The sequence below is a fragment of the Mycobacterium kyorinense genome (genome assembly GCF_001672775.1).
GTDB lineage: Bacteria > Actinomycetota > Actinomycetes > Mycobacteriales > Mycobacteriaceae > Mycobacterium > Mycobacterium kyorinense_A.
The window spans coordinates 69,016-88,939 of record NZ_LZKJ01000197.1 but is presented as its reverse complement, the minus strand read 5'-3'; the positions used below and the strand labels follow the sequence as shown (position 1 = coordinate 88,939).

The following is a 19,924-nucleotide window of genomic DNA, read 5'->3' as shown; positions in this document are numbered from 1 at the left end:
CGCCCAGCTGAATCGCAGGTGACGCTGTGGCTGGACCCGGTGTGTCCATTCTCGTGGAACACCGCACGGTGGCTGCGTGCCATCGCCGAGAAGACCGGTGTGGCTGTCGATTGGCAGCTGATGAGTTTGGCAGTCCTCAACGAGGGACGAGAACTCCCACAGCCTCAGCAGGACCGCATGCGCGACTCGCAACGCGTTGGCCGGCTGATGGCCGCCATCGGTCGTGAACGCGGTGCCGGCGGGTGGACCGCTGCGTATTTCACCTTTGGTGAGCGGTACTTCGACCGATCCGAACCCCTCAATGACAGTCTCGTCGCTCACGTGCTGGCAACGGCGGGCAGCGCCGCAAAGGCCGATGCAGATGCATCCTTCGACGAACTTGTGCGAGGTTCGCATGAGGCGGGACAGGAGGCGCTCGGCGAGACCGGCGGCAGTCCGATTCTGCGGATCGACGGGCATACGTTCTTCGGGCCGGTCTTGACCGCATTACCCGATGAGCAGGCCGCGACCGCACTGTTCGATGCGGTCGCCACGCTGGCGGGCATTACCCAATTCACCCAGTTGCAACGGCCACGGACAACGGCCTAGATGAGGAGGAACGACATGACACCAGGGTTGAGCACGACGTTGCACACCTCGTTCGAGGAGGCGGTGAAACGGACCACGGATGCGCTCGCTGAGCAAGGCTTCGGCGTGCTGACGACTATCGACGTCAAAGCCACGCTGAAGAAGAAACTCGGGGAGGATATGGAGGATTATCTGATCCTGGGAGCCTGCAACCCGGTGCTGGCGCATCGCGCCCTGGGCGTTCACCGCCAGATCGGGCAGTTGCTGCCGTGCAACGTGGTGGTGCGAGCCGACCCTGACGGCGCAGGCGATGCGGTTCTTATTGAAGCGATGGATCCCCAAGTCATGGTCCAGGTGACAGGCGAGGCGGGGGCGCTGCAGGATGTCGCAGACCAGGCCACCGCCAAATTGCAAGCCGCCATCGGCGCGCTGGGGTAACCGGCTCCGGCGCTAATCCGCTGTTGTCGGACGACCGGTCCGGCGGCGAGTGGGATAGCGCTGAAACCGTGGTGGTTCGGGGAAGTCGAGCAAAGCCGAGCTCGAATCCTGCTGGTACCTCGGCGCGACGGTGGCTGCTCAGTTGATGGCGTAGTCGGCGCCATCGGCTGAAACGCACCGGATCACGCGAGGCTAGTGCTGTACTGGTAGTCGGTGACTGCGAAACGAACCGACGATGATGCCTGTGAAATCAACCCGGCGCATGCTCGCCGCGGCCGGCCTGGTCGCCATCATGGCCGCGCTGACGGGCACACCCCACACTGCTGCCGATCCCGAACCCGGTCCCGGGGTTGAGGATTCCACCTGTGCGACCGATGCGTCCGGAATCTTGTTCTGCGACGGTCCGCTCCAAGCCGACGGCACCTGGACCCGCTGTATGACCACGCCGCCCCAAATACTGCACCGCCGCGCCGTCATTCCGTCGATGCACCGCTGCGAAGACTATGGTCCAGACAACCCGCCCGGTGCCGGTCAACCACCCGAACGCATTGTGGCCGGCGGGTGACATCAGCGCCCGACCGCAGCGATGATGCGGTGAGGAAGAACCGGAAGGACGCAGTGATGACTTCACTGAGCGCGGTGACTGAGATTTCGCGTGACCACAATCCCTTCCCAACGACGGGTGTCTCCCGGGACTCAGCCGGCGTCCCCCGCTACGACGAGTCGCCGGCCACGCTGCTGGACATGCTTGCCGAGCATGTTCAGAACCGACCCGATAGCGAGGCGGTGGTGGAGCTGGGTTCCGACCGGTTGACCTATCGGCAGCTGTGGGATCGCGCGGCCCGGGTGGCCGGCGGGCTGCGGGCCGGCGGGCTGCGGCGAGGTGACCGCGTCGCGCTGCGGTATCCCGCGGGCGTCAACTGGGTGCTCGCGTTCTGGGGGACGGTGATGGCCGGCGGGGTGGCCGTGCCGGTCAACACCCGCTCGACGGAGCCCGAGGTTGAGTTCGTCGTGTCCGACGCCGGTGCCCAGCTGGATTTGGCCGCTGACACGCCGTTGCCCGACGCCGAGCCGTACGTGGTCGACGGGCTCGAGCGGCGTGACGTCGCGGCGATCTTCTACACGTCGGGAACCACCGGACGGCCCAAAGGTGTACCGACGACGCACGAGGCATTCCTGACCAACGCCGAGAACATGATCCGATGCCTGGGGCAGCCGCGTGACATCGGTGAGGAGCTGCGCACGCTGATCTCGGTGCCACTGTTCCACGTGACCGGGTGCAACTCCCAACTGCTGTTCGCCGGGTATGTCGGCGGAGCGTCGGTGATCATGCCCGCGCTCAACCTCGCCGAGTTGGTGACGGTGCTATCGGCCGAGCGCATCTCCTCCCTGGTGACCGTACCCGCCGTGTACTCATTATTGTTGCGACACAGCGACTTTGCTGCCTCAGATGTCTCCAACGTCCGTTGGGTCGGCTACGGGGGCGCGCCGATTGCCCCGTCGTTGGTCAGGACGGTGAAGCAGGCGTTCCCACACGCCACTGTCTTCAACGGGTACGGCATGACCGAAACCGCGTCGCTGATGACCGTGCTGCCCGACGACGACGCCGTCGAGCACGCCGACTCGGTCGGATATGCCGTGCCCTCGGTCGACCTCGGCGTGGTCACCTACGGCGATGATCCGGCCGTGGGTGAGTTGGTCGCCCGCGGCGCCAACGTGACAGCCGGCTACTGGGACCGGCCGGATGCCACCGCGGCCACGATCGTCGACGGCTGGCTGCATACCGGTGATGTGGTCCGGGTCGACGATGCGGGCCGAGTGCACATCGTCGACCGGCTCAAGGACATCATCAACCGCGGTGGCGAGAACGTCTCCAGCGTCGAAGTCGAGGCGGTACTGCTGTCGGCTCCGGGCGTGGCCGATGCCTGCGTGCTGGCGGTGCCCGACGAGGTCATGGGCGAGAAGGTCGGGGCCGTGTTGTTCGGCGAACAAATTGACGTATCAGCCGTGCTCGAGCACTGCCGCGGCCAGCTTGCCGACTTCAAGATTCCGCAATACGTGACGGTGGCCGGCGAACCCCTACCACGCAATCCGGGCGGCAAGCTTCTCAAGGGCCAGTTGCGCGAACACGTGCAGTGGGGCGCTGCGCTGCGATGACGGTGCTGATCGCCAACCGCGGCGAAATCGCGCTCCGGATCATCCGCACCGCAACCGAATTGGGTATCGGCACCGTCGCGGTCTATGCCGAAGACGATGCCGACAGCCCGCATGTGCATGCCGCCGACGAAGCGATCGGCTTGTCCGGCAGCGGGCCAGCGGCATACCTGGATCACGCCGCGATCCTGGCGGCAGCCAAGCAGTCCGGCGCGGCGCTGATTCACCCCGGCTATGGGTTCCTCAGTGAGAACGCCGAATTCGCGCGCGCGTGCGCAGCGGCAGGATGCACTTTCGTCGGGCCGGACGCCGATCTGCTGGAGTTGTTCGGCAACAAGTCCGCAGCCCGCAGCGCCGCAGTTGCGGCCGGGATTCCGGTGCTGGCCGGCACCGACGGGCCGAGCAGCCTGGACGACATTCGTCGGTTCTTCGCTGTCCACGGTGAAGCGGTAGTGATCAAGGCCTTAGCCGGCGGCGGCGGCCGCGGAATGCGAATCGTACGTCGCCGGGAGGACCTCGACGACGCGTATCGCCGCTGTGCTGCCGAGGCTCAACTCGGCTTCGGAAACCCGGCAGTATTCGCCGAGGCGTTGTTCGGCGACGCGCGCCACATCGAAGTCCAGATTGTGGCGACACCGGGCCACGCGCTTGCAGTGGGGGACCGGGACTGCAGCATCCAGCGGCGCTACCAGAAGCTGATCGAAATCGCTCCGGCGCAGGGTATTTCGTCGTCTCTGCGAGGCGAGCTGCACTGCGCAGCAGCGCGGCTGTGCGCCCAGGTGGGCTATCGCGGGCTGGCCACGGTCGAATTCCTGGTCGCTGGCGAGCAATTCGTGTTCCTCGAGGTCAATCCGCGGCTCCAGGTTGAGCACACCGTCACCGAGGAAGTCACCGGGATCGACCTGGTTGCGCTGCAGTTGGTGATCGCAGACGGCGCGACACTCGACGAGCTCGAATTGCCGGCCGGAATCGACGGCGTCGACGTGGTGGCCGAACCTGCCGCGGCTCGGGGCATCGCGATCCAAACCCGGGTCAACATGGAGACGTTTGCACCCGACGGGTCGGTCCTGCCCGCTGCCGGCATGCTGTCGGTGTTCTCGCCGCCGAGCGGTCCCGGCGTACGTGTCGACACCTACGGTCGTCGCGGGTTGGCCCCGAGCCCGGCCTACGACTCGCTGCTGGCCAAAGTGATCACCCATGTGCACGGGTCGTCGTTGGCTGCCGCGCTGCGCAAAGCGCACACGGCGTTGGACGAATTCGGCATCGAAGGCATCCGCACCAACATCGCATTCCTGCGGGAGTTGCTGGCCGACAGCCAGGTTCAGTCGGGCGCGGTGACGACGAGTTTTGTCGACGAGAAGCTGCCCGCGCTGGCGGCAGCCATCATCAGCCAACCGCAAACCCTGACTGCGCCGCTCGAGTTGTACCCGGGCGAGGAGGCGTTGCGGGCCCAACTCGCCGGCACCGTTGTCGAGATAGCACCCGAAGGTGTGGACGTGGCGGCCGGGACGCAGTTGGTGGTACTGGAGGCGATGAAGATGCAGCACGTGCTCACCGCGCCAGATGCGGTGCACACGGTGCGCAACGTGGTGGTGCCGGGGCAGGTGGTCGGCACCGGAGACCCGTTGGTGGTGTTCACCCGCACCGCCGCCGGTGCCGACGGGGAAGCCGCCGCTGAACTCGACCTGGACCGTGCCCGCAGCGATCTCGACGAGGTCCGTCGCCGCCACCTGCTGACCCTGGACGAGGGACGGCCGGCCGCGGTGGCCAAGCGGCACGGCCAGAATCGTCGCACCGCCCGGGAAAACATCACCGACCTGGTGGATCCGGGCAGCTTCGTGGAATACGGCGCGTTAGCGGTTGCTGCGCAGCGCAGCCGGCGATCCGAAGACGATCTGATCGCCAATACGCCGGCCGACGGTTTGGTCGCGGGCCTGGCCACGATCGGCGGGGGCGAGGCGGTGGTGGTGTCCTATGACTACACCGTGCTCGCCGGCACGCAGGGCATGCGCAACCATGCGAAAACCGACCGCGTCTTCGATTTGGCGGCCCGCAAGCGCATTCCGGTGGTGGTGTTCGCCGAGGGCGGCGGCGGCCGGCCCGGTGACACCGATCTCGCCAACGTCGCCGGTCTGGACGTGCCGACGTTCCGCGCGCTCGGCGCGCTGAGCGGCCAGGTGCCGTTGGTGTCGATCGTGTCGGGGCGCTGCTTTGCCGGCAATGCTGCGCTGGCCGGAACGTGCGACGTGATCATCGCGACCCCGGACGCCAACATCGGGATGGGCGGCCCGGCGATGATCGAAGGCGGCGGGCTCGGTGTGTACCGGCCCGAGGACATCGGACCGATCGACGTGCAGCGGCGCAACGGCGTGGTCGGACTGGCCGCCCGCGACGAGGCGCACGCGGTAGCACTGGCCAAGCAGTATCTGTCCTACTTCCAGGGCAGCGTCGACGGCTGGACGGCGCCGGACCCGCGCGTGGCGCGGCACGTGGTGCCCGAGAACCGGTTACGGGCCTACGACGTGCGGCGGGCCATCGAATCTGTTGTCGACGTGGGCTCGACGCTGGAGGTGCGGCCCGACTACGGGGTCGGGGTGGTCACCGCGCTGGCGCGTGTGGAGGGCGCGCCGTTTGGGTTGCTGGCCAACAGCAGCCATCATCTCGGCGGCGCCATCGACGCAGAAGCTGCCGACAAGATCGCCGACTTTTTGGCCCTTTGCGAATCGTTTGGCCTGCCGCTGATCTCGCTCTGCGATACGCCAGGGTTCATGGTCGGGCCGGACGCGGAAAAGGAAGGCGCGGTACGGCGGTTCAGCCGATTGTTCGTCCACGGCGCACGCTTGACCGTGCCGGTGGGGATGATCATCCTGCGCAAAGGCTATGGGTTAGGCGCAATGGCAATGGCAGGCGGATCGTTCCATGCCCCGCAGTTCACCGTGGCCTGGCCGACCGGCGAGATCGGCGGGATGGGGCTGGAAGGCGCGGTGCGGTTGGGTTTCAGCAAGGAGCTGGCGGCCGTCGCCGATCCGACCGAACGTCAGAACTTGTTCGACAAGCTCGTTGAGGCTGCCTACCAACACGGTAAAGCGCTGACGTCGGCCACCACGTTCGAGCTCGACGACGTGATCGACCCGGCGGATTCGCGGGCATGGATCATGAGATTGGTCCGCCGTTGACGGACACTTGCGGCAGGCCTTGCCGACCGTGGCCCGCTGCGACTTGACCGCGATCTACGCCGAAACGCCACCGGGTCGATCCCGCCGTGCGGCCCTCGACCTACCTGCTGCCGCTCGACGACCGCGTCCTGACCCGCGCCGGAATGCTGCGTATGACCCGCGAGCGCCTCGGCGTCGATCCGGTCGAGGTCCCGGGCGGGCACAACACCTACGTCGCCCATTCCGAGCAAGTCGCCGAGCTCATCGACCAGGCGACATCGACGTAACGGTCGGCATAAAGATTCTTGCTGACTACGCTAACGTATTACCACTCTGTGTTACGGTAGCGTGTATGGCCGGAACACTGACGATTCGACTCGACGCCGACGATCGGGCGGTGCTCGAGGAGGCAGCCCGTAAGCAAGGCAAGGGGCTGAGTGCGTTCATTCGAGAGATCGCCGAAGCCGCGGCGCGGCAAGTGCGGCGGGAGACGATTCGGGCCGATGGAGATCGAGTGATGGCTCACCTGGCCAAGCAGCCCGAAGCGCGAAGCGAACTCGATGAGCTCGGGACGCCGCTGACCGAGCTGCCGTGAGTCGGCACGCAGCCGGCAGCATCGTGGTAGTCGATTGGCGGGGCGGTGCATTGCCGCACGAGCCCAGCAGGCTGCGCCCCGCAGTCGTCGTCGAGGATCACGAGTTATTTCCGGACCAATATCCCAACGTGCTGGTAGTTCCGTTGACCCGCGATGAGGGGTTGGCGCATAAGTCGTTCGCCGAGCGCATCGAACCGACCGCCGAAAACGGAGCCGATGCGACGTGTTGGGCGTTGGCCCATCACGTCACCAGCGTGTCGCTGGGGCGTGTCACCCCAACCAAGTCGCGGATTACTGCGGTGCAGTTGGCGAGTATTCGCGAACGCATCATGATCGCGATAGGCGCCGCCTGACGCCATCGAAATATGCTCCGGAAGATGCAAGCTCACTGCCGTCATCAATCCGGCGCAATTGTGGCCCATAACTAGAAGGATTGTGCGCGTGAAAGTTGACCACAAGGTCGCGATCGTCACCGGCGGTGGCGGCGGAATCGGCGGCGCGCTGGCGGCAAAGCTGGCCCAGCAGGGCGCGTGGGTCGTCGTCGCGGATCTGGATCCAGCTGCCGCGGCGAAGGTAGTTGAACAGATCAACGCCGAGCGCTCGGGCGCGGCCGTCAGCGCGGGCGCAAACGTCTCCGACACCACCGAGATCCGCGAGCTGATCGCACTGGCCCAAAGCGAATTCGGGCCGGTGGATCTGTATTTCGCGAACGCCGGCATTACCGGCCCCGCCGGCCTGGACATCAGCGAGGACGATTGGGACCGGTCCATCGACGTCAATCTGCGTGCCCATATCCGCGCCGCCCAACTGCTGATACCCGAGTGGATCGAACGCGGTGAGGGTTACTTCGTCAGCACCGCGTCGGCCGCGGGGCTGCTCACCCAACTGGGCTCGGCCGCCTACTCAGTCACCAAGCACGCCGCCGTGGGCTTCGCCGAATGGCTGAACATCACCTACGGCGACCAAGGGGTGCGAGTGAGTTGTCTGTGCCCGATGGGCGTGAACACCAAGCTGCTGTACTCCGGCGAGCAGTCCGGCGACCCGCTCGGGGACCTCGCCACCCGGGCGGTCACTACCGCCGGTGACGTACTGGAACCGGCCGCAGTGGCCGACAGCGTGTTGGCGGCCATCGACGAGGAACGGTTTTTGATCCTTCCACATCCGCAAGTGCTGGACATGTACCGCCAGAAGGGCACCGACTACGACCGCTGGCTGCACGGCATGCGCCGATACCAGCGCAGCCTGCAGGGAGAGACGCGATGACCGATCTGAACGGGCGGACCGCGATCGTCACCGGCGCCTCCCGCGGCATCGGGCTGGCCGTCGCGCAGCGGCTGGCCGACGCCGGCGCCAACGTCGTGCTGACTTCTCGCAAGCAGGAAAGCGCGGACGAAGCGGCCGCACAGGTTGGCGGCAACGCCCTGGGCGTCGCGGCCCACGCTGTCGACGAGGATGCGGCGCGTCGCTGCATCGAGCTCACACTCGACCGCTTCGGCAGCATCGACATCTTGGTCAACAACGCCGGAACCAATCCCGCCTACGGTCCGCTCATCGAGCAGGACCACGCCCGCTTCGCCAAGGTCTTCGACGTCAATCTGTGGGCGCCGCTGCTGTGGACGTCACTGGCGGTCAACGCGTGGATGGGCGAGCATCACGGGGCCGTGGTCAACACCGCGTCCATCGGTGGGCTGCACCACGCGCCGAACATGGGCATGTACAACGCCACCAAGGCCGCGCTGATCCACGTGACCAAGCAACTGGCGCTGGAGCTTTCGCCGCGGATCCGGGTCAATGCGGTCTGCCCCGGCGTGGTCCGCACCCGGCTGGCCGAAGCGCTGTGGAAGGACCATGAAGACGCCTTATCGGCGTCGACTCCATTGGGACGCGTTGGCGAGCCGGTCGACGTGGCGGCCGCGGTCGCATTCCTGGTGTCGGATGAGGCGAGTTGGATCACCGGCGAAACCATGGTGATCGACGGCGGCACGCTGCTCGGCAACGCGCAGGCGTTTCGTGGCTAACGTATTAGGCGTCGATCCGGCGGCGATCGCGGACTGGTTGCCGGAACTCGGAATCGAATTCCGTCCGCCGCTGAGCTTCGAGCGAATCGGGCTGGGGCAGTCGAATTTGACCTATCGCGTGCATGATGCCCGTGGCGATCGCAGCTGGGTGCTGCGCCGCCCGCCGGTGGGGACGTTGTTGGCGTCGGCGCACGACGTCGCGCGCGAGGCCCGGATCCTGTCGGCGCTGCAGGGCACCGCGGTGCCCACGCCGCGGGTGTATGGGCTGACTCACGATACAGACGGAGTTCCGCTGCTGTTGATGGAGTTCGTCGACGGCCTGGTGTTGGACCGGATGGCAAAGGCAGAATCGCTGACGCCGCAGCGCCGCAGGCAAATCGGACTGTCAATGGCGAAGACACTGGCCAAGATCCACGCCGTTGACATCGAGCAAGTCGGCCTCGACGACCTGGCCAGCCACAAGCCGTACGCACAGCGACAGCTCAAACGATGGGCCGGGCAGTGGGAACTCTCGAAGACCCGGGAGCTGCCCGACCTCGACGACCTGACTCAACGGCTGATCGCCGCGGCGCCCGAGCAGCAGGAATTGACCTTGGTGCACGGCGACTTTCATCTGCGCAACGTCATCACTTCGCATGAAACCGGCGAAGTCGTTGGCGTGCTGGACTGGGAGTTGTCGACCCTCGGTGAGCCACTGGCCGACATGGGCAGCTTGCTGGCGTATTGGCCGGAATCTGCTGCGGAGGATCCCACCGGCGCGTTTGCCGCCGCCGCGCTTGACGGGTTCCCGAATCGCGCCGAGATGGCACAGGTATATCTGGCCGAAACCGGGCGAGACGCAACAACACTGAAGTACTGGCACGCGCTGGGCTTGTGGAAGGTGGCCGTCATCGCCGAGGGTGTAATGCGTCGCGTGATGGACGACCCGCGGAACAAAGCCGCCTCGGGCACTCCGACCACCGAACGCATCGACGCGCTGGTGCGTAGGGCCCGCGAGGTGGCCGACGATGCCGGCATCTGACAGACGGTCAACCGCGCGAGACGCGACGGGCCACCTCGCCATACCGCTCGACGCGGTCCGGGTCGGTCAGCGCGTTGTACAGCACGAGCCGTGTCGCGACGTCGGCGTACTTGCCGGTCAATGCGTCGGCCAGCCCGTCCCACGTCGACTCGGTGGCGAACGCCGCGATGTGCTCGTCGCTGATCTGGGCGGCCATTGCGGCGAAGTCACCGGACTTCTGCTTCTCCCGAATCCGGGCGGTGGTCCCCTCGAACCCGGCCTCGTCCCAGATGAACGCGTAGTTGGGTGTGCTTCCGTAGAAGGCCATGCTGAAGCGGACGCGTTCACGTTCGGCATCCCGCTCTTCGTCGCTGTCGCCGACGATTGTCAGCACCGGCACGATCACCGCCACATCCGATGCGCTGCGCCCCGCTTTCGCCGCTCCCGCAGCGATGTTCGGTACGGCATGGCGGGTCAGGTAGCCGGGCTCGGCAATCGGGTGGATGTGCACCCCGTCGGCCACTTCGCCGGCCATTCGCAGCATCCACGGATTCACCGCCGCGATATCCACTTTGGGGTCGGGCGCCTCGATGGGTCCCGCGCTCCACTGCGGAGTGATGAAATCCAGGTCGTAGAACTCGCCGTGGTGATCCAGCTTTCCGGTGCGAAACGCCGAGAAGCAGGCCTTCACGGCGCGCACGTAGTCGCGTAGCCGCGGGCCGGGCCGCTCGAAGGGCACGCCGTAACGCCGCACCACGTGGGTGCGCACCTGGGTGCCCAGACCCAGCCGGAACCGTCCGTCGGTGGCCTCCTGAAGTTCCCACGCGGCGGCCGCCGTCACGAACGGACTGCGCGGAAAAGCCACCGCGACGCCCGTGGACAGCTCGAGGCCAGGGGCGGCCTGGGCGGCCATCGCCGCATTGAGGTAGGCCGTACGGCCCGTCTCAGTGAACAGCAGACCGGAGAACCCCGCCGATTGGGCTCTCCGGGCGAGCTCCCCGGTTTGGCGCAGCGGGACCGGGCTCGTCATCGCGTCGACGTGCATACGCGCGCCGACTACTTGTCGGCCAGCTTGGCGCCGAAGAAGTCCCGCATCGCGGTCCAGTGCCGTTCGGCGGCGTCGGCGTCGTACGGCGGGTTGTCCGGAACCGCGAAGCCATGCTCGGCGGGATAGGTCTCGATGGTGTGCTCGACGCCGGCCGCGGTCAGCGCCTTGTCGAGCTGCTCAGCCTGCTGACGGGTGAACGAGCCATCGTTTTTGGCGCCGGCCACATACACCGCGCCCTGGATTTGGTCGGCCAGCAGGTGTGGGCTGTCGGGGCTGTCGGTCACCAGCCCGCCCCCGTGAAACGACGCCGCCGCGGCGACCCGTTCCGGTTGGCGGCCGGCCACCACCACCGACGTGCGTCCGCCCATGCAGTAGCCGCAAACACCGAAGCGGTTGCCGCTCACCTCCGGGCGACCGGCCAGGTAGTCGAAGAAGGCCTCGGCGTCGATCGCCATCTTCAGCGGCGTGACGGTGCCGATCATCGAAAAGAGCCGCTGACGTTCTTTGGCGTCGCTGAACGCGGTGGACATGTCGAACGGCGCCCAGTCCCCGGAGCGGTAGTACACGTCGGGCAGCAACACCGCGTAACCGAAGCCGGCCAGCTTGGTGGCCATTTCGTAGAAGGTGTCCCGCACCCCGCCGGCATCGGGGTACATGACCACACCGGGCCAGGGACCTTCGCCCTCGGGGGTGTAGAACCAGATCGGGCAGGTGCCGTCTTGCGTGGTGACGGTGTCGGTGATGTTCGGCATGGCCTCCGTTCTACTCTGTGCGATCGCGGCTGGTCCATCGGCGTCGACCCGCCGCGCCCGGCTTCGCCGCGCTTGCGATCGCGGCTGGTCCATCGGCGTCGACCCGCCGCGCCCGGCTTCGCCGCGCTTGCGATCGCCGCTAGGCTCAGGGGCGTGTCGATCGCCACACCGTACGAGGATCTGCTGCGCCTGGTACTCGAGCGCGGTACACCGAAAGCCGATCGCACCGGCACCGGAACCCGCAGTCTGTTCGGCCACCAGATGCGCTACGACCTGTCAGCCGGCTTCCCGCTGATCACCACCAAAAAGGTGCACCTCAAGTCGGTGATATACGAACTGCTGTGGTTTCTGCGCGGCGACTCCAACATCGCGTGGTTGCGCGAGCACGGCGTCACCATCTGGGACGAATGGGCCTCGCCGACAGGAGATCTCGGCCCGGTGTACGGCGTGCAGTGGCGATCCTGGCCCACCACCTCCGGCGAGCACATCGACCAGATCAGCGCGGCGCTGCGGTTGCTGCGCACCGATCCGGACTCGCGGCGCATCATCGTGTCGGCCTGGAACGTCGGCGAGATCCCGCAGATGGCGCTGGCGCCGTGCCACGCGTTGTTCCAGTTATATGTCGCCGACGGGAAACTGAGCTGCCAGCTCTACCAGCGCAGCGCCGACCTGTTCCTGGGTGTGCCGTTCAACATCGCCAGCTACGCGCTGCTCACCCACATGATGGCCGCGCAGGCCGGTCTTGGCGTCGGCGAATTCGTCTGGACCGGCGGTGACTGCCACATCTACGACAACCATCTCGATCAGGTCGCCGAGCAACTGCGCCGCGACCCCCGGCCGTATCCCGAACTTGTTCTGGCACCGCGGGATTCGCTCTTCGACTACACCTACGACGACATCGTCGTCAAGAACTACGACCCGCACCCGGCGATCAAAGCCCCCGTCGCCGTATGACGCACCTGAGCTTGATCTGGGCTCAGTCGACTTCAGGCGTCATCGGCCGCGGCGGCGGCATCCCCTGGCAGCTGCCCGAAGACCAAATCCGCTTCAGACAACTCACCATGGGCCACACCGTGGTGATGGGCCGGCTCACCTGGGAGTCGCTGCCGGATCGGTTCCGGCCATTGCCGGGGCGCAGAAATGTCGTACTGACCCGCCAGACTGACTACATGGCTGAAGGCGCCGAGGTGGTCGACACCCTGGAACAGGCGTTAACCGACTCCGAGACCTGGGTGATCGGCGGGGAACAGATCTATGCGCTCGCCATGCCCCGGGCCACCCGATGCGAGGTCACCGAGATCGAGATCGACCTGCCCCGCGACGACGGCGACGTGCTGGCGCCGGTGCTCGACGAGACCTGGGTAGGTACGGCGGGGGAGTGGCTCACCAGTCGGTCCGGGCTGCGCTACCGGCTACACACCTACCTGCGGTAAATGCGCACGATGACGGTGGCGCAGGCCCGCCGGATAGCGGTTGCCGCGCAAGGCTTCGCCGACGCCGCGCCCGCGGGTTCGGTCAGCCGTGCGCATCTGCGGCGTCTGATTTCCCGCATTCAGGTGCTGCAACTGGATTCGGTGTCGGTAGCCGTGCGCGCGCACTACGCCCCGGTGTTCAGCCGGCTCGGCCCCTACGACCGTGAGGTACTGGACCGCGCGGCATGGAGCCATTCGGCCCGGACACCGCGGCTGCTGGTCGAGTACTGGGCACACGAAGCCGCGCTGATGGCCGTCGACGACTGGCCGCTGCTGCGCTGGCGGATGCGCCAGTATCGGCACGGCCGTTGGGGTTCTCATGTCGTCAAGGCCAATCCGCGGTTGGCCGACGACATCGTCGCCGCGGTCGCGCAACTCGGACCGTCGACCGCCGGACAGATCGAAGCTCATTTGGCCGCAGAACCGCGTCAAGCCAAGGGAGCCTGGTGGAATCGCAGCGACACCAAATGGGTCGCCGAAGCATTGTTCGCCGCAGGTGTGCTCACCACCGCCACCCGGGTCGGCTTCGCCCGCCACTACGACCTGACCGAAAACGTGCTGCCGGCCGAGGTAGTGGCCCGTCAGGTGGACGACGACGAGGCCATCCGTGAACTCGTGCTGCGGTCGGCCACCGCGCTGGGCGTCGGCACCGAAGCCGATATCCGGGACTACTTTCGGCTGTCCGCCAGCCAGGCCAAGCCGGCCATCGCTGAGCTTGTCGCCAAGGGTGAGTTGGAACGGGTCGAGGTCGACGGGTGGCCCGCGTCGGCGTACCTACGGGCAGGCCAATCGCTACCGCGGCGGGACCGCGGTACCGCCCTGCTGTGCCCGTTCGACCCGCTGATCTTCTTCCGGCCCCGGGTGCAGCGGCTGTTTGATTTTCACTACCGCGTCGAGATCTATACCCCCGCCAGCCAGCGCCGGTACGGCTACTACGTGTGGCCTTTTCTGCTCGACGGCGAACTGGTCGGACGAGTCGACCTCAAAGCGGACCGCACCAAAGACGCGCTGCACGTCGTCGGCGCCTTCGTCGAGGAGGGCCGGTCACCGTCGCGCGTTGCCGAGGCGCTGGCGGCACAACTGGAGTCGATGGCGTCCTGGCTGGGGTTGGCCGATGTGACGGTCGGCAGCCGCGGCGGACTGATCGGCGAGTTGCGCGGAGTCTTTTAAACCGGCGATTCCTCCTCCACAGATCAGGAGGATGTCGCCACAAGACGACAGCGCAGACCACTACCGCCACTTGGCGGAACTCAGTGAGCAATTGAATACCGCCGCCGCCAGTTATGATCGCACCGACACGGAAGCGGGCTCGGCAATCGACGGTGTCAGCCCCGATCTGGTGGATCGGATGGGACCCCAACCCCTCGGCCGTAACTCCACCGCGTGCGCAATGCAGGAAATCGATTGCCGGAAGCCGGACAACGAATTGACTTTCACGTTTCGCCGCCGTGACAGCCGGGCGGCCACTTCACGGCAGATAGAAACCGCGGATGCGGTGGTAGCGATGACGGCCCAGCAGTGCGTTCGCGGCTTCCAGGCCCGACAAGACCGCCGCCTCGATGCAGCCGGCGTTCAGACCTGAGTCGGTCCAGTCACCGGCCAAAACCAGGTTGTCGTAACCACTTTCGTCGGGGCGCAGCCGGTAGCGATCGGTTCCTGGAGCCGACTGCACGTAGCGATCCGACGGGTCGACGTTCACACTCAGGTACTGGGTGTCGAATGCGGCGCGGCCTCGCTCCCCGTTGACACCGGCGAGCAGACGCCAATTGAAGCCCCGGTCGCTGACCGCAGCCGGGAAGTACGGTCGCAGATGGCGGTCGACGTAGTCGGTGGCCGCCGCACGCACACGCTCTTCATAGCGTCGCGCGTAACTCGCGCCGACCTCGGCGGTGGGCCACGTCGCGTTCAGCGTGCCGCAGAAGTAGGCGACAGTCCCCGGCCGATCATGCTCGGGCCAGTCCTCGGCCCACAGCGTCTGCGGCATCGACGCCCACGTCTCGAACGGACGCAGGTAGGCGCTGATCGTCACGCCCGGTTCGTTCCAGCCCAGCGACGGTTCGTCGGGGCGAAGCCAAAGCTGAAACGCCTGGGTGGCTACCGTGCGAATGCGAGACGTCATCTCCTGCCACTCGACTCGGTCGTCGATCAACTCCGCGGCGACGACGGGAAGCATGCCGACCGAGACGGCGAGTACGACGTGGTCGAAGTCGACGCCGCGGCGCAACACGCGGGTCTCCGCATCGGCGTGGTCGGACCAGTGCGTCTCCAGCGAATGCCAGCCGCCGCCAGGACTGGGCTCGGCGGCGAGCTGCTCGGCCAGCGGCGCATTGGGAAAGACCGGCAGCCCATGCACTTTCGTCAACGGCTCGTAGCGGGACACGCCGTCGGTCAGGCGCACCTGGCGTCCCATCGTGATCGCGTCGACCGCCAGTCGCCGCTCATCGAGATGCAGCGCGTCGAGCCGGTGGAAGAACTCGAACTCGACACCGCGCCGCCGCAACGCCTGGTAGAGCGGAGCGATCACGACGTCGCCCATCCCGGCGGTCATCTTCCAGAAGACCGCCCCTTTGTGGCCGAAGAGAACCAAGCCGGTCATGAAGACCGCCAGCCCGGCACCGAATGACAGCTGGTCGGGGTCGGCCTCCCGGTAACCGAAGACGAGGTCGTACACACCGCGCACCAGCGCGAAGTCCAGCACGTCGCGATGAGCACCATGCCGCAGCAGCCAGGCAGTGAAGTCTTCGTCGTTGATCGCCCGGAATCCGCGCGGGTCGGTGATGAGATTGTCGGCGAAAATGCCACGGACTACCGCGGTCATCATCGACAGCAAGAGCCAGGACCGCTTGTGGTCTGGGCGTCGCTCGTACTCGAGTGCAGCGCGCACCGCGTCGAGCGCATCCTCGATCAGTTGTGCGACTGTGCGCTGCGGCACGTGCGGATCGGTCAGCGCGAGCAGCGCCGCCAGCGCCGCGTTGGCGACCGTGTCGATCCAGTGGGTGACCGGCGGCGGCTCGGGACAGGTGGAAAGGGTAAGTCCGGCAGGCGTTGCGCCGCGCTGAGATTCGGCGAAGTCGCACACCAGTCGCAGGGCACGACGGGTGAACTCGACGACGGTCATCTCGCGGCCGGTGGCACCGGGCTCGCCGGGCAGCCCGTCGTTGCTGGTGAATGTCGCCAGCCAGATCAGCCAATCGCTGCCGAATTCGTCGGCCACACCCACGTTGTCCGCCGGAATCAGCGCTTGATCCCAGTCGGCGATCGGTGCCGTCGGATCGCTTGTGGCCCTGTCGAGTTCGCTGTAGCACTCGCGAAGTAGTGCGAAGGCGTTCTCGTAGGAGCCCAGCCAGATGTGTAGCCCGTGCTCCTCGATGCGGCCGTGAATGCCGCGGCTGGATGCGGCTTTGCCGCCGAGCCGCCAGCCCCGTTGGTAAACGGTGATCGCGTCGAAGCGATCGCGCCAACCGGGTTCGCTCAGTCGCCACGCGGTGCTCAGACCGGCCATGCCACCGCCGAGGATGGCGACCTTGCCGCCTGGCCGGCTCACCCGAGCAGCGCCCGGGCTCGGACGAGCTCCGGCCAATCGCTGTCGGTCGGGAAACGGCTGATCGCTTCTTTCAGTGGTGCGGTCCCGGATTGGCCGTCCAGCTCGAATACGTCCATCGCAGCGCGTAATTCGAAGATCGACGCTGCCTGCTGGTGGGCCGTGTCGACGGCAGCGCGCAAGTCGGCATCCCGGGCGTCGACGTCGGCGGCGGTCTGAGCGCGCAACCGCAACAGTTCGGCGCGGTAAAAATTGGCATCGCTTTCTGTGCCGAATTGCAATGCGATGTCCAACCGTCTGCGTGCCTCGTCGGTCTTGCCCACCGCGGTCAGCAGACGCGCGAGAACCGCGTCATAGAAGGTGACGAACAGCTTGACCTCTGCGTCCCGCAGGTTTTGGACGATCAACGTCATCATCTCGATGTGTGGCTGCACAATGGTCGGGTTGCCGCCGTCGGCTAAAAGTGCCGACAGCGCGCCGATCGTGGCCCGCTGCGTGACCGCCGTCATGGTCCAATACTCGAAGCCGTGCCGTTCGGCCTGCGCCTCGAGCTCCCGGACAGTATCCGCGGCGCGGTCCAGCCAGCCGGCCTCCATCCACATCCAAATTTCGAAAAACCGTTGATAGGCATGGCTGAACGGGCCCTGCGGGAACCCGAGATTCGCCACCCGACGTACGGTTTCGGCGAGTTGCTCCTCGGCGCCGCAGACATCGCCCTGAACGAACCGCGCCAGCGCCAAGTCGGTGTGCACCGAGGTGACCGGGTCGCTGGGCACGAACCACACCGATTCGAAGGCGGTGAGGTCCCGCTGTGTCACTTCTGCCGCGACTTCTTCGAGGACCGCGCGTGCGGTGCCGAAATCCCCGCGGAACAACGCGACGGCGCCGAACGCGGGGCGAAACCAGCCGCGGCCGGGAATCTTGCCGCGAGTGGACTCGGAGAGCTGTAGGCAGCGGCGCAGGTCGCCTCTCGGCAGGTAGTACGCCCACAGCGCGAACAGCGTCGACAGCAGCACGTCTTCGCGAAGGTCGGTGCCCGCAAGCTGGAGGCAACGTTCAAAGTCGGCGGCGGCCTGCGGGCTGGCGGTTCCCTTTACCGCCGACGTGAGGAACCCGCGCCGCAGGCGAATCCGGGTCTCGCGCCGGTCGCGCGCCGGACCGGATGCCGCCCGTTCGTTCTGCGCGATGGCGCGGGTCAGGCACGCGCGCGCTTCCTCGAGGGCGCCGCGGCGCTGGGCAACCAGCGATGCCTGCTGGTGGGCATTGGCCGCCTCGTCGAAGCGTTCCGCGTTCTCGTAATGCAGCGCGACCAGGTGCCAGTCGGGCTCATCCGAGCTCCGGACAAGCGCGTCGGCCACCCGTCCATGCAATGCGCGACGCACGCTGGGCGGCGGCAGCTCGTAGGCCACCTCACGCAGCAATTCATGCCGAAACCGCCAGCGGTCATCGGCGGTCGGTTCGAAAGCCAGCGCTGCCTCGAGATCCCGAATGGCGGCGTCGAGATCGGGCTCGGCCATATCCAGGACGCTGCGCAGCAGGGCGTGGTCGAATTCCCGGCCGATCGCGGCAGCGGCCTCGACGACCTGAATGGTGGTCTGACTTGCCCGAAGCCGGGAAAACAACGGCTCGTAGAGAGCATCGGGGGCCCGCGTCCAGCCCGCCTCGTCGGTGGGCTGGTCGTGCATCTTGGTGACGACCTCTTCGATGTACAGCGGTACCCCGTCGCAGCGGCGAGCCACTTCGCCCCGCTCGTCGACCGACAACGTCGGGTCCAGCGCCGTGATCAGCTCGTCGGTTTCGTGCGAGGTCAACGGCGCAAGTTCGAAAACCCGCAGAGAAGCGATGTCTCGCAGCGAAGTGAGATCGCGTCCGGTGAGGACGACCAGCAGCCGGCCCCTGGTCGTGCCAAGCAGTGACTCGATTACGTGCAGCGTTGACGCGTCGAACCACTGCAGGTCTTCAGCCAGCACCACCGCCGGGCTGTTACCGGTGCAGGCAAGCAGGTAATCAACGATGGCCTGGATGATCTGCTGGTAGAGCTTGGTGCCCTCGACGCGAACCGGCTGATAGCCGTGTTCGGCGGCAATGCCCAATACCGGTGCCAGCAGCGGTACTTCGGATTCCGGATCGAGGCCGCGGGTTCGCACCTCGTCGGCCAGCAACCGCAACCGGTCAGCTTGTTCTGTTGCCCGGTCGATCCCGCATCGTTGCTCGAGCAGAGCGCGAATGGGGTAGAGGCCGGCGTCGGTATGAAACGGCGATCCGACCAACGCGAGCACCAAGTGCCCTGCGCTTTCGGCTAAATCGGCTGCGGCCGTGGCTAATCGACTTTTGCCCATCCCGGCCTCACCGCTGAAGCCGACCCCAACGCTGGTCAGCGAGCCGTTCTCAGCCAAAGCCCAACTGGCCCGCAGATGTTCGAGCTCACGCTCCCGGCCGACCAGCGGACCCAGCGGAATCCGCATGACGGTGACATGCTCCCCGACGACCTGGAAGTGGTCGACGGGCTCGTCGATACCTTTGACGGACTGGGCCGGCCGAGCTTGGAGTTCGAAGTGGTCGCGTACCAGGGGAGCGATGGCACCGGAGACGACGACAGAGCCTGGCGACGCCAGTCCCGAGACCCGGGAGGCGAGATTGGCGCCCAGCCCGTACACATCGTCTTGTGCCACGTCGAGGTACACCAGGCCCCGGTGTACTCCGGCGCGCACCGAGATGTCGAAGCCGAACCGCGACCGGACCCGCTCACTGAGCCGTGCCACCTCACGCGTGATGTCCAGACCGGCCTGGACCGCACGTCGCACATCGTTCTCGTGGGCTATCGGATGACCGAACACCGCGAGCAGCCCGTCTCCCTTGGTGGAGAACACATGGCCCTCGTAGCGGTCGACGATCTCGGTCACTTGCTGGCGGTAGCGACCGATCACCGTGCGATAGATTTCCGGCTCGATGCGGGTGGATAGTGCGGTGGAATCCACCACGTCGGCGAAAAGGATTGTCAATCGCCGTAATTCGCCGCTACCGGCGGCTGGGGCGGTGAGCAGGTCTTCGGCGTCGCGGTTGGCGCTGTCGACGGTCAACACCTGTTCGGCCAGCGCACTGGCGGTGGCGCGGTCACCACTGTTGATCGCTTGGACCGCGCGGTCCAGCAATTCGTCGATGGTGTGCGGGGCGGCGGACATGC

18 protein-coding genes and 1 pseudogene are annotated in these 19,924 nt (G+C 66.5%); 15 read left to right on the top strand and 4 right to left on the bottom strand.

Annotated elements, in window-relative coordinates; translation table 11 throughout:
- Window positions 1-18: 18 nt before the first annotated feature.
- The 12 genes and pseudogenes from A5707_RS21165 (at window position 19) to A5707_RS21115 (ending at window position 9,948) form a co-directional block, all read left to right on the top strand.
- A complete protein-coding gene (locus tag A5707_RS21165; RefSeq protein WP_065016377.1) occupies window positions 19-588 on the top strand; it encodes a hypothetical protein in 570 nt (189 codons plus the stop codon).
- Window positions 589-603: 15 nt separating this feature from the next.
- On the top strand, window positions 604-1,005 hold the full coding sequence (locus A5707_RS21160; RefSeq protein ID WP_065016376.1) for a DUF302 domain-containing protein: 402 nt from the start codon (window positions 604-606) through the stop codon (window positions 1,003-1,005).
- Between the two features lie 53 nt (window positions 1,006-1,058).
- Window positions 1,059-1,159, top strand: a pseudogene (locus A5707_RS24675) (hypothetical protein); the annotation flags it as partial.
- 90 nt (window positions 1,160-1,249) lie between these two features.
- On the top strand, window positions 1,250-1,570 hold the full coding sequence (locus A5707_RS21155; RefSeq protein WP_156658236.1) for a CDGP domain-containing protein: 321 nt from the start codon (window positions 1,250-1,252) through the stop codon (window positions 1,568-1,570).
- A gap of 74 nt (window positions 1,571-1,644) precedes the next feature.
- Window positions 1,645-3,162 (top strand): class I adenylate-forming enzyme family protein, encoded by a 1,518-nt coding sequence (locus A5707_RS21150; protein WP_065016419.1) that lies wholly within the window; start codon window positions 1,645-1,647, stop codon window positions 3,160-3,162.
- Complete coding sequence (locus A5707_RS21145) at window positions 3,159-6,335, top strand: acetyl-CoA carboxylase family protein (protein WP_065016374.1); 3,177 nt, start codon at window positions 3,159-3,161, stop codon at window positions 6,333-6,335. The genes A5707_RS21150 and A5707_RS21145 overlap by 4 nt, the downstream gene beginning before the upstream one ends.
- Window positions 6,336-6,421: 86 nt before the next feature.
- Entirely contained in the window at window positions 6,422-6,601 is a 180-nt protein-coding gene (locus tag A5707_RS21140; RefSeq protein ID WP_065016373.1) for a hypothetical protein, read from the top strand.
- Window positions 6,602-6,666: 65 nt separating this feature from the next.
- The gene (locus tag A5707_RS21135; RefSeq protein ID WP_065016372.1) at window positions 6,667-6,909 is read left to right on the top strand and encodes a DUF1778 domain-containing protein; all 243 of its coding nucleotides are present in this window, start codon (window positions 6,667-6,669) and stop codon (window positions 6,907-6,909) included.
- Window positions 6,906-7,262 carry a type II toxin-antitoxin system PemK/MazF family toxin gene (locus tag A5707_RS21130; protein WP_065016371.1) on the top strand — a complete coding sequence of 119 codons (357 nt, stop codon included), beginning with the start codon at window positions 6,906-6,908 and terminating at the stop codon, window positions 7,260-7,262. The genes A5707_RS21135 and A5707_RS21130 overlap by 4 nt, the downstream gene beginning before the upstream one ends.
- Before the next feature lie 88 nt (window positions 7,263-7,350).
- On the top strand, window positions 7,351-8,172 hold the full coding sequence (locus A5707_RS21125) for an SDR family oxidoreductase (protein WP_065016418.1): 822 nt from the start codon (window positions 7,351-7,353) through the stop codon (window positions 8,170-8,172).
- On the top strand, window positions 8,169-8,927 hold the full coding sequence (locus tag A5707_RS21120; RefSeq protein ID WP_065016370.1) for an SDR family oxidoreductase: 759 nt from the start codon (window positions 8,169-8,171) through the stop codon (window positions 8,925-8,927). The genes A5707_RS21125 and A5707_RS21120 overlap by 4 nt, the downstream gene beginning before the upstream one ends.
- Entirely contained in the window at window positions 8,920-9,948 is a 1,029-nt protein-coding gene (locus tag A5707_RS21115; RefSeq protein WP_065016369.1) for a phosphotransferase family protein, read from the top strand. The genes A5707_RS21120 and A5707_RS21115 overlap by 8 nt, the downstream gene beginning before the upstream one ends.
- 7 nt (window positions 9,949-9,955) lie before the next feature.
- Here A5707_RS21115 and A5707_RS21110 read toward each other — a convergent pair whose 3' ends face one another.
- Together A5707_RS21110 and A5707_RS21105 are read right to left on the bottom strand one after the other, a co-directional pair.
- On the bottom strand, window positions 9,956-10,972 hold the full coding sequence (locus A5707_RS21110; protein ID WP_065016368.1) for a TIGR03617 family F420-dependent LLM class oxidoreductase: 1,017 nt from the start codon (window positions 10,970-10,972) through the stop codon (window positions 9,956-9,958).
- Window positions 10,973-10,983: 11 nt separating this feature from the next.
- Window positions 10,984-11,727 (bottom strand): dienelactone hydrolase family protein, encoded by a 744-nt coding sequence (locus A5707_RS21105; RefSeq protein WP_065016417.1) that lies wholly within the window; start codon window positions 11,725-11,727, stop codon window positions 10,984-10,986.
- A 153-nt stretch (window positions 11,728-11,880) separates the two neighbouring features.
- Between A5707_RS21105 and A5707_RS21100 the strand changes: the two genes are divergently transcribed.
- Genes A5707_RS21100 through A5707_RS21090 form a run of 3 tightly spaced genes read left to right on the top strand, consistent with a single transcriptional unit; the run spans window position 11,881 to window position 14,369 of the window.
- Window positions 11,881-12,681, top strand: a complete 801-nt coding sequence (locus tag A5707_RS21100; protein WP_065016367.1) for a thymidylate synthase — start codon at window positions 11,881-11,883, stop codon at window positions 12,679-12,681.
- Window positions 12,678-13,160, top strand: a complete 483-nt coding sequence (locus A5707_RS21095; protein WP_065016366.1) for a dihydrofolate reductase — start codon at window positions 12,678-12,680, stop codon at window positions 13,158-13,160. The genes A5707_RS21100 and A5707_RS21095 overlap by 4 nt, the downstream gene beginning before the upstream one ends.
- Complete coding sequence (locus A5707_RS21090; protein WP_065016365.1) at window positions 13,161-14,369, top strand: winged helix-turn-helix domain-containing protein; 1,209 nt, start codon at window positions 13,161-13,163, stop codon at window positions 14,367-14,369.
- A gap of 298 nt (window positions 14,370-14,667) precedes the next feature.
- On the opposite strand, the gene A5707_RS21085 is transcribed toward A5707_RS21090, so the two are convergent.
- Window positions 14,668-16,743, bottom strand: coding sequence for an FAD-dependent oxidoreductase (locus A5707_RS21085; protein WP_065016364.1), 2,076 nt, complete (start codon window positions 16,741-16,743; stop codon window positions 14,668-14,670).
- Window positions 16,740-19,922, bottom strand: coding sequence for an ATP-binding protein (locus A5707_RS21080; RefSeq protein WP_065016363.1), 3,183 nt, complete (start codon window positions 19,920-19,922; stop codon window positions 16,740-16,742). Before A5707_RS21080 ends, A5707_RS21085 begins: the two co-directional genes overlap by 4 nt.
- Window positions 19,923-19,924: the final 2 nt, after the last annotated feature.

Bases quoted from the DNA above. Each gene is read 5' to 3' on its own strand.
- A5707_RS21095 (WP_065016366.1), top strand. From the start codon at position 12,678: ATGACGCACCTGAGCTTGATCTGGGCTCAGTCGACTTCAGGCGTCATC.
- A5707_RS21120 (WP_065016370.1), top strand. From the start codon at position 8,169: ATGACCGATCTGAACGGGCGGACCGCGATCGTCACCGGCGCCTCCCGC.
- A5707_RS21090 (WP_065016365.1), top strand. From the start codon at position 13,161: ATGCGCACGATGACGGTGGCGCAGGCCCGCCGGATAGCGGTTGCCGCG.
- A5707_RS21105 (WP_065016417.1), bottom strand. From the start codon at position 11,727: ATGCCGAACATCACCGACACCGTCACCACGCAAGACGGCACCTGCCCG.
- A5707_RS21080 (WP_065016363.1), bottom strand. From the start codon at position 19,922: ATGTCCGCCGCCCCGCACACCATCGACGAATTGCTGGACCGCGCGGTC.
- A5707_RS21160 (WP_065016376.1), top strand. From the start codon at position 604: ATGACACCAGGGTTGAGCACGACGTTGCACACCTCGTTCGAGGAGGCG.
- A5707_RS21145 (WP_065016374.1), top strand. From the start codon at position 3,159: ATGACGGTGCTGATCGCCAACCGCGGCGAAATCGCGCTCCGGATCATC.
- A5707_RS21135 (WP_065016372.1), top strand. From the start codon at position 6,667: ATGGCCGGAACACTGACGATTCGACTCGACGCCGACGATCGGGCGGTG.
- A5707_RS21110 (WP_065016368.1), bottom strand. From the start codon at position 10,972: ATGCACGTCGACGCGATGACGAGCCCGGTCCCGCTGCGCCAAACCGGG.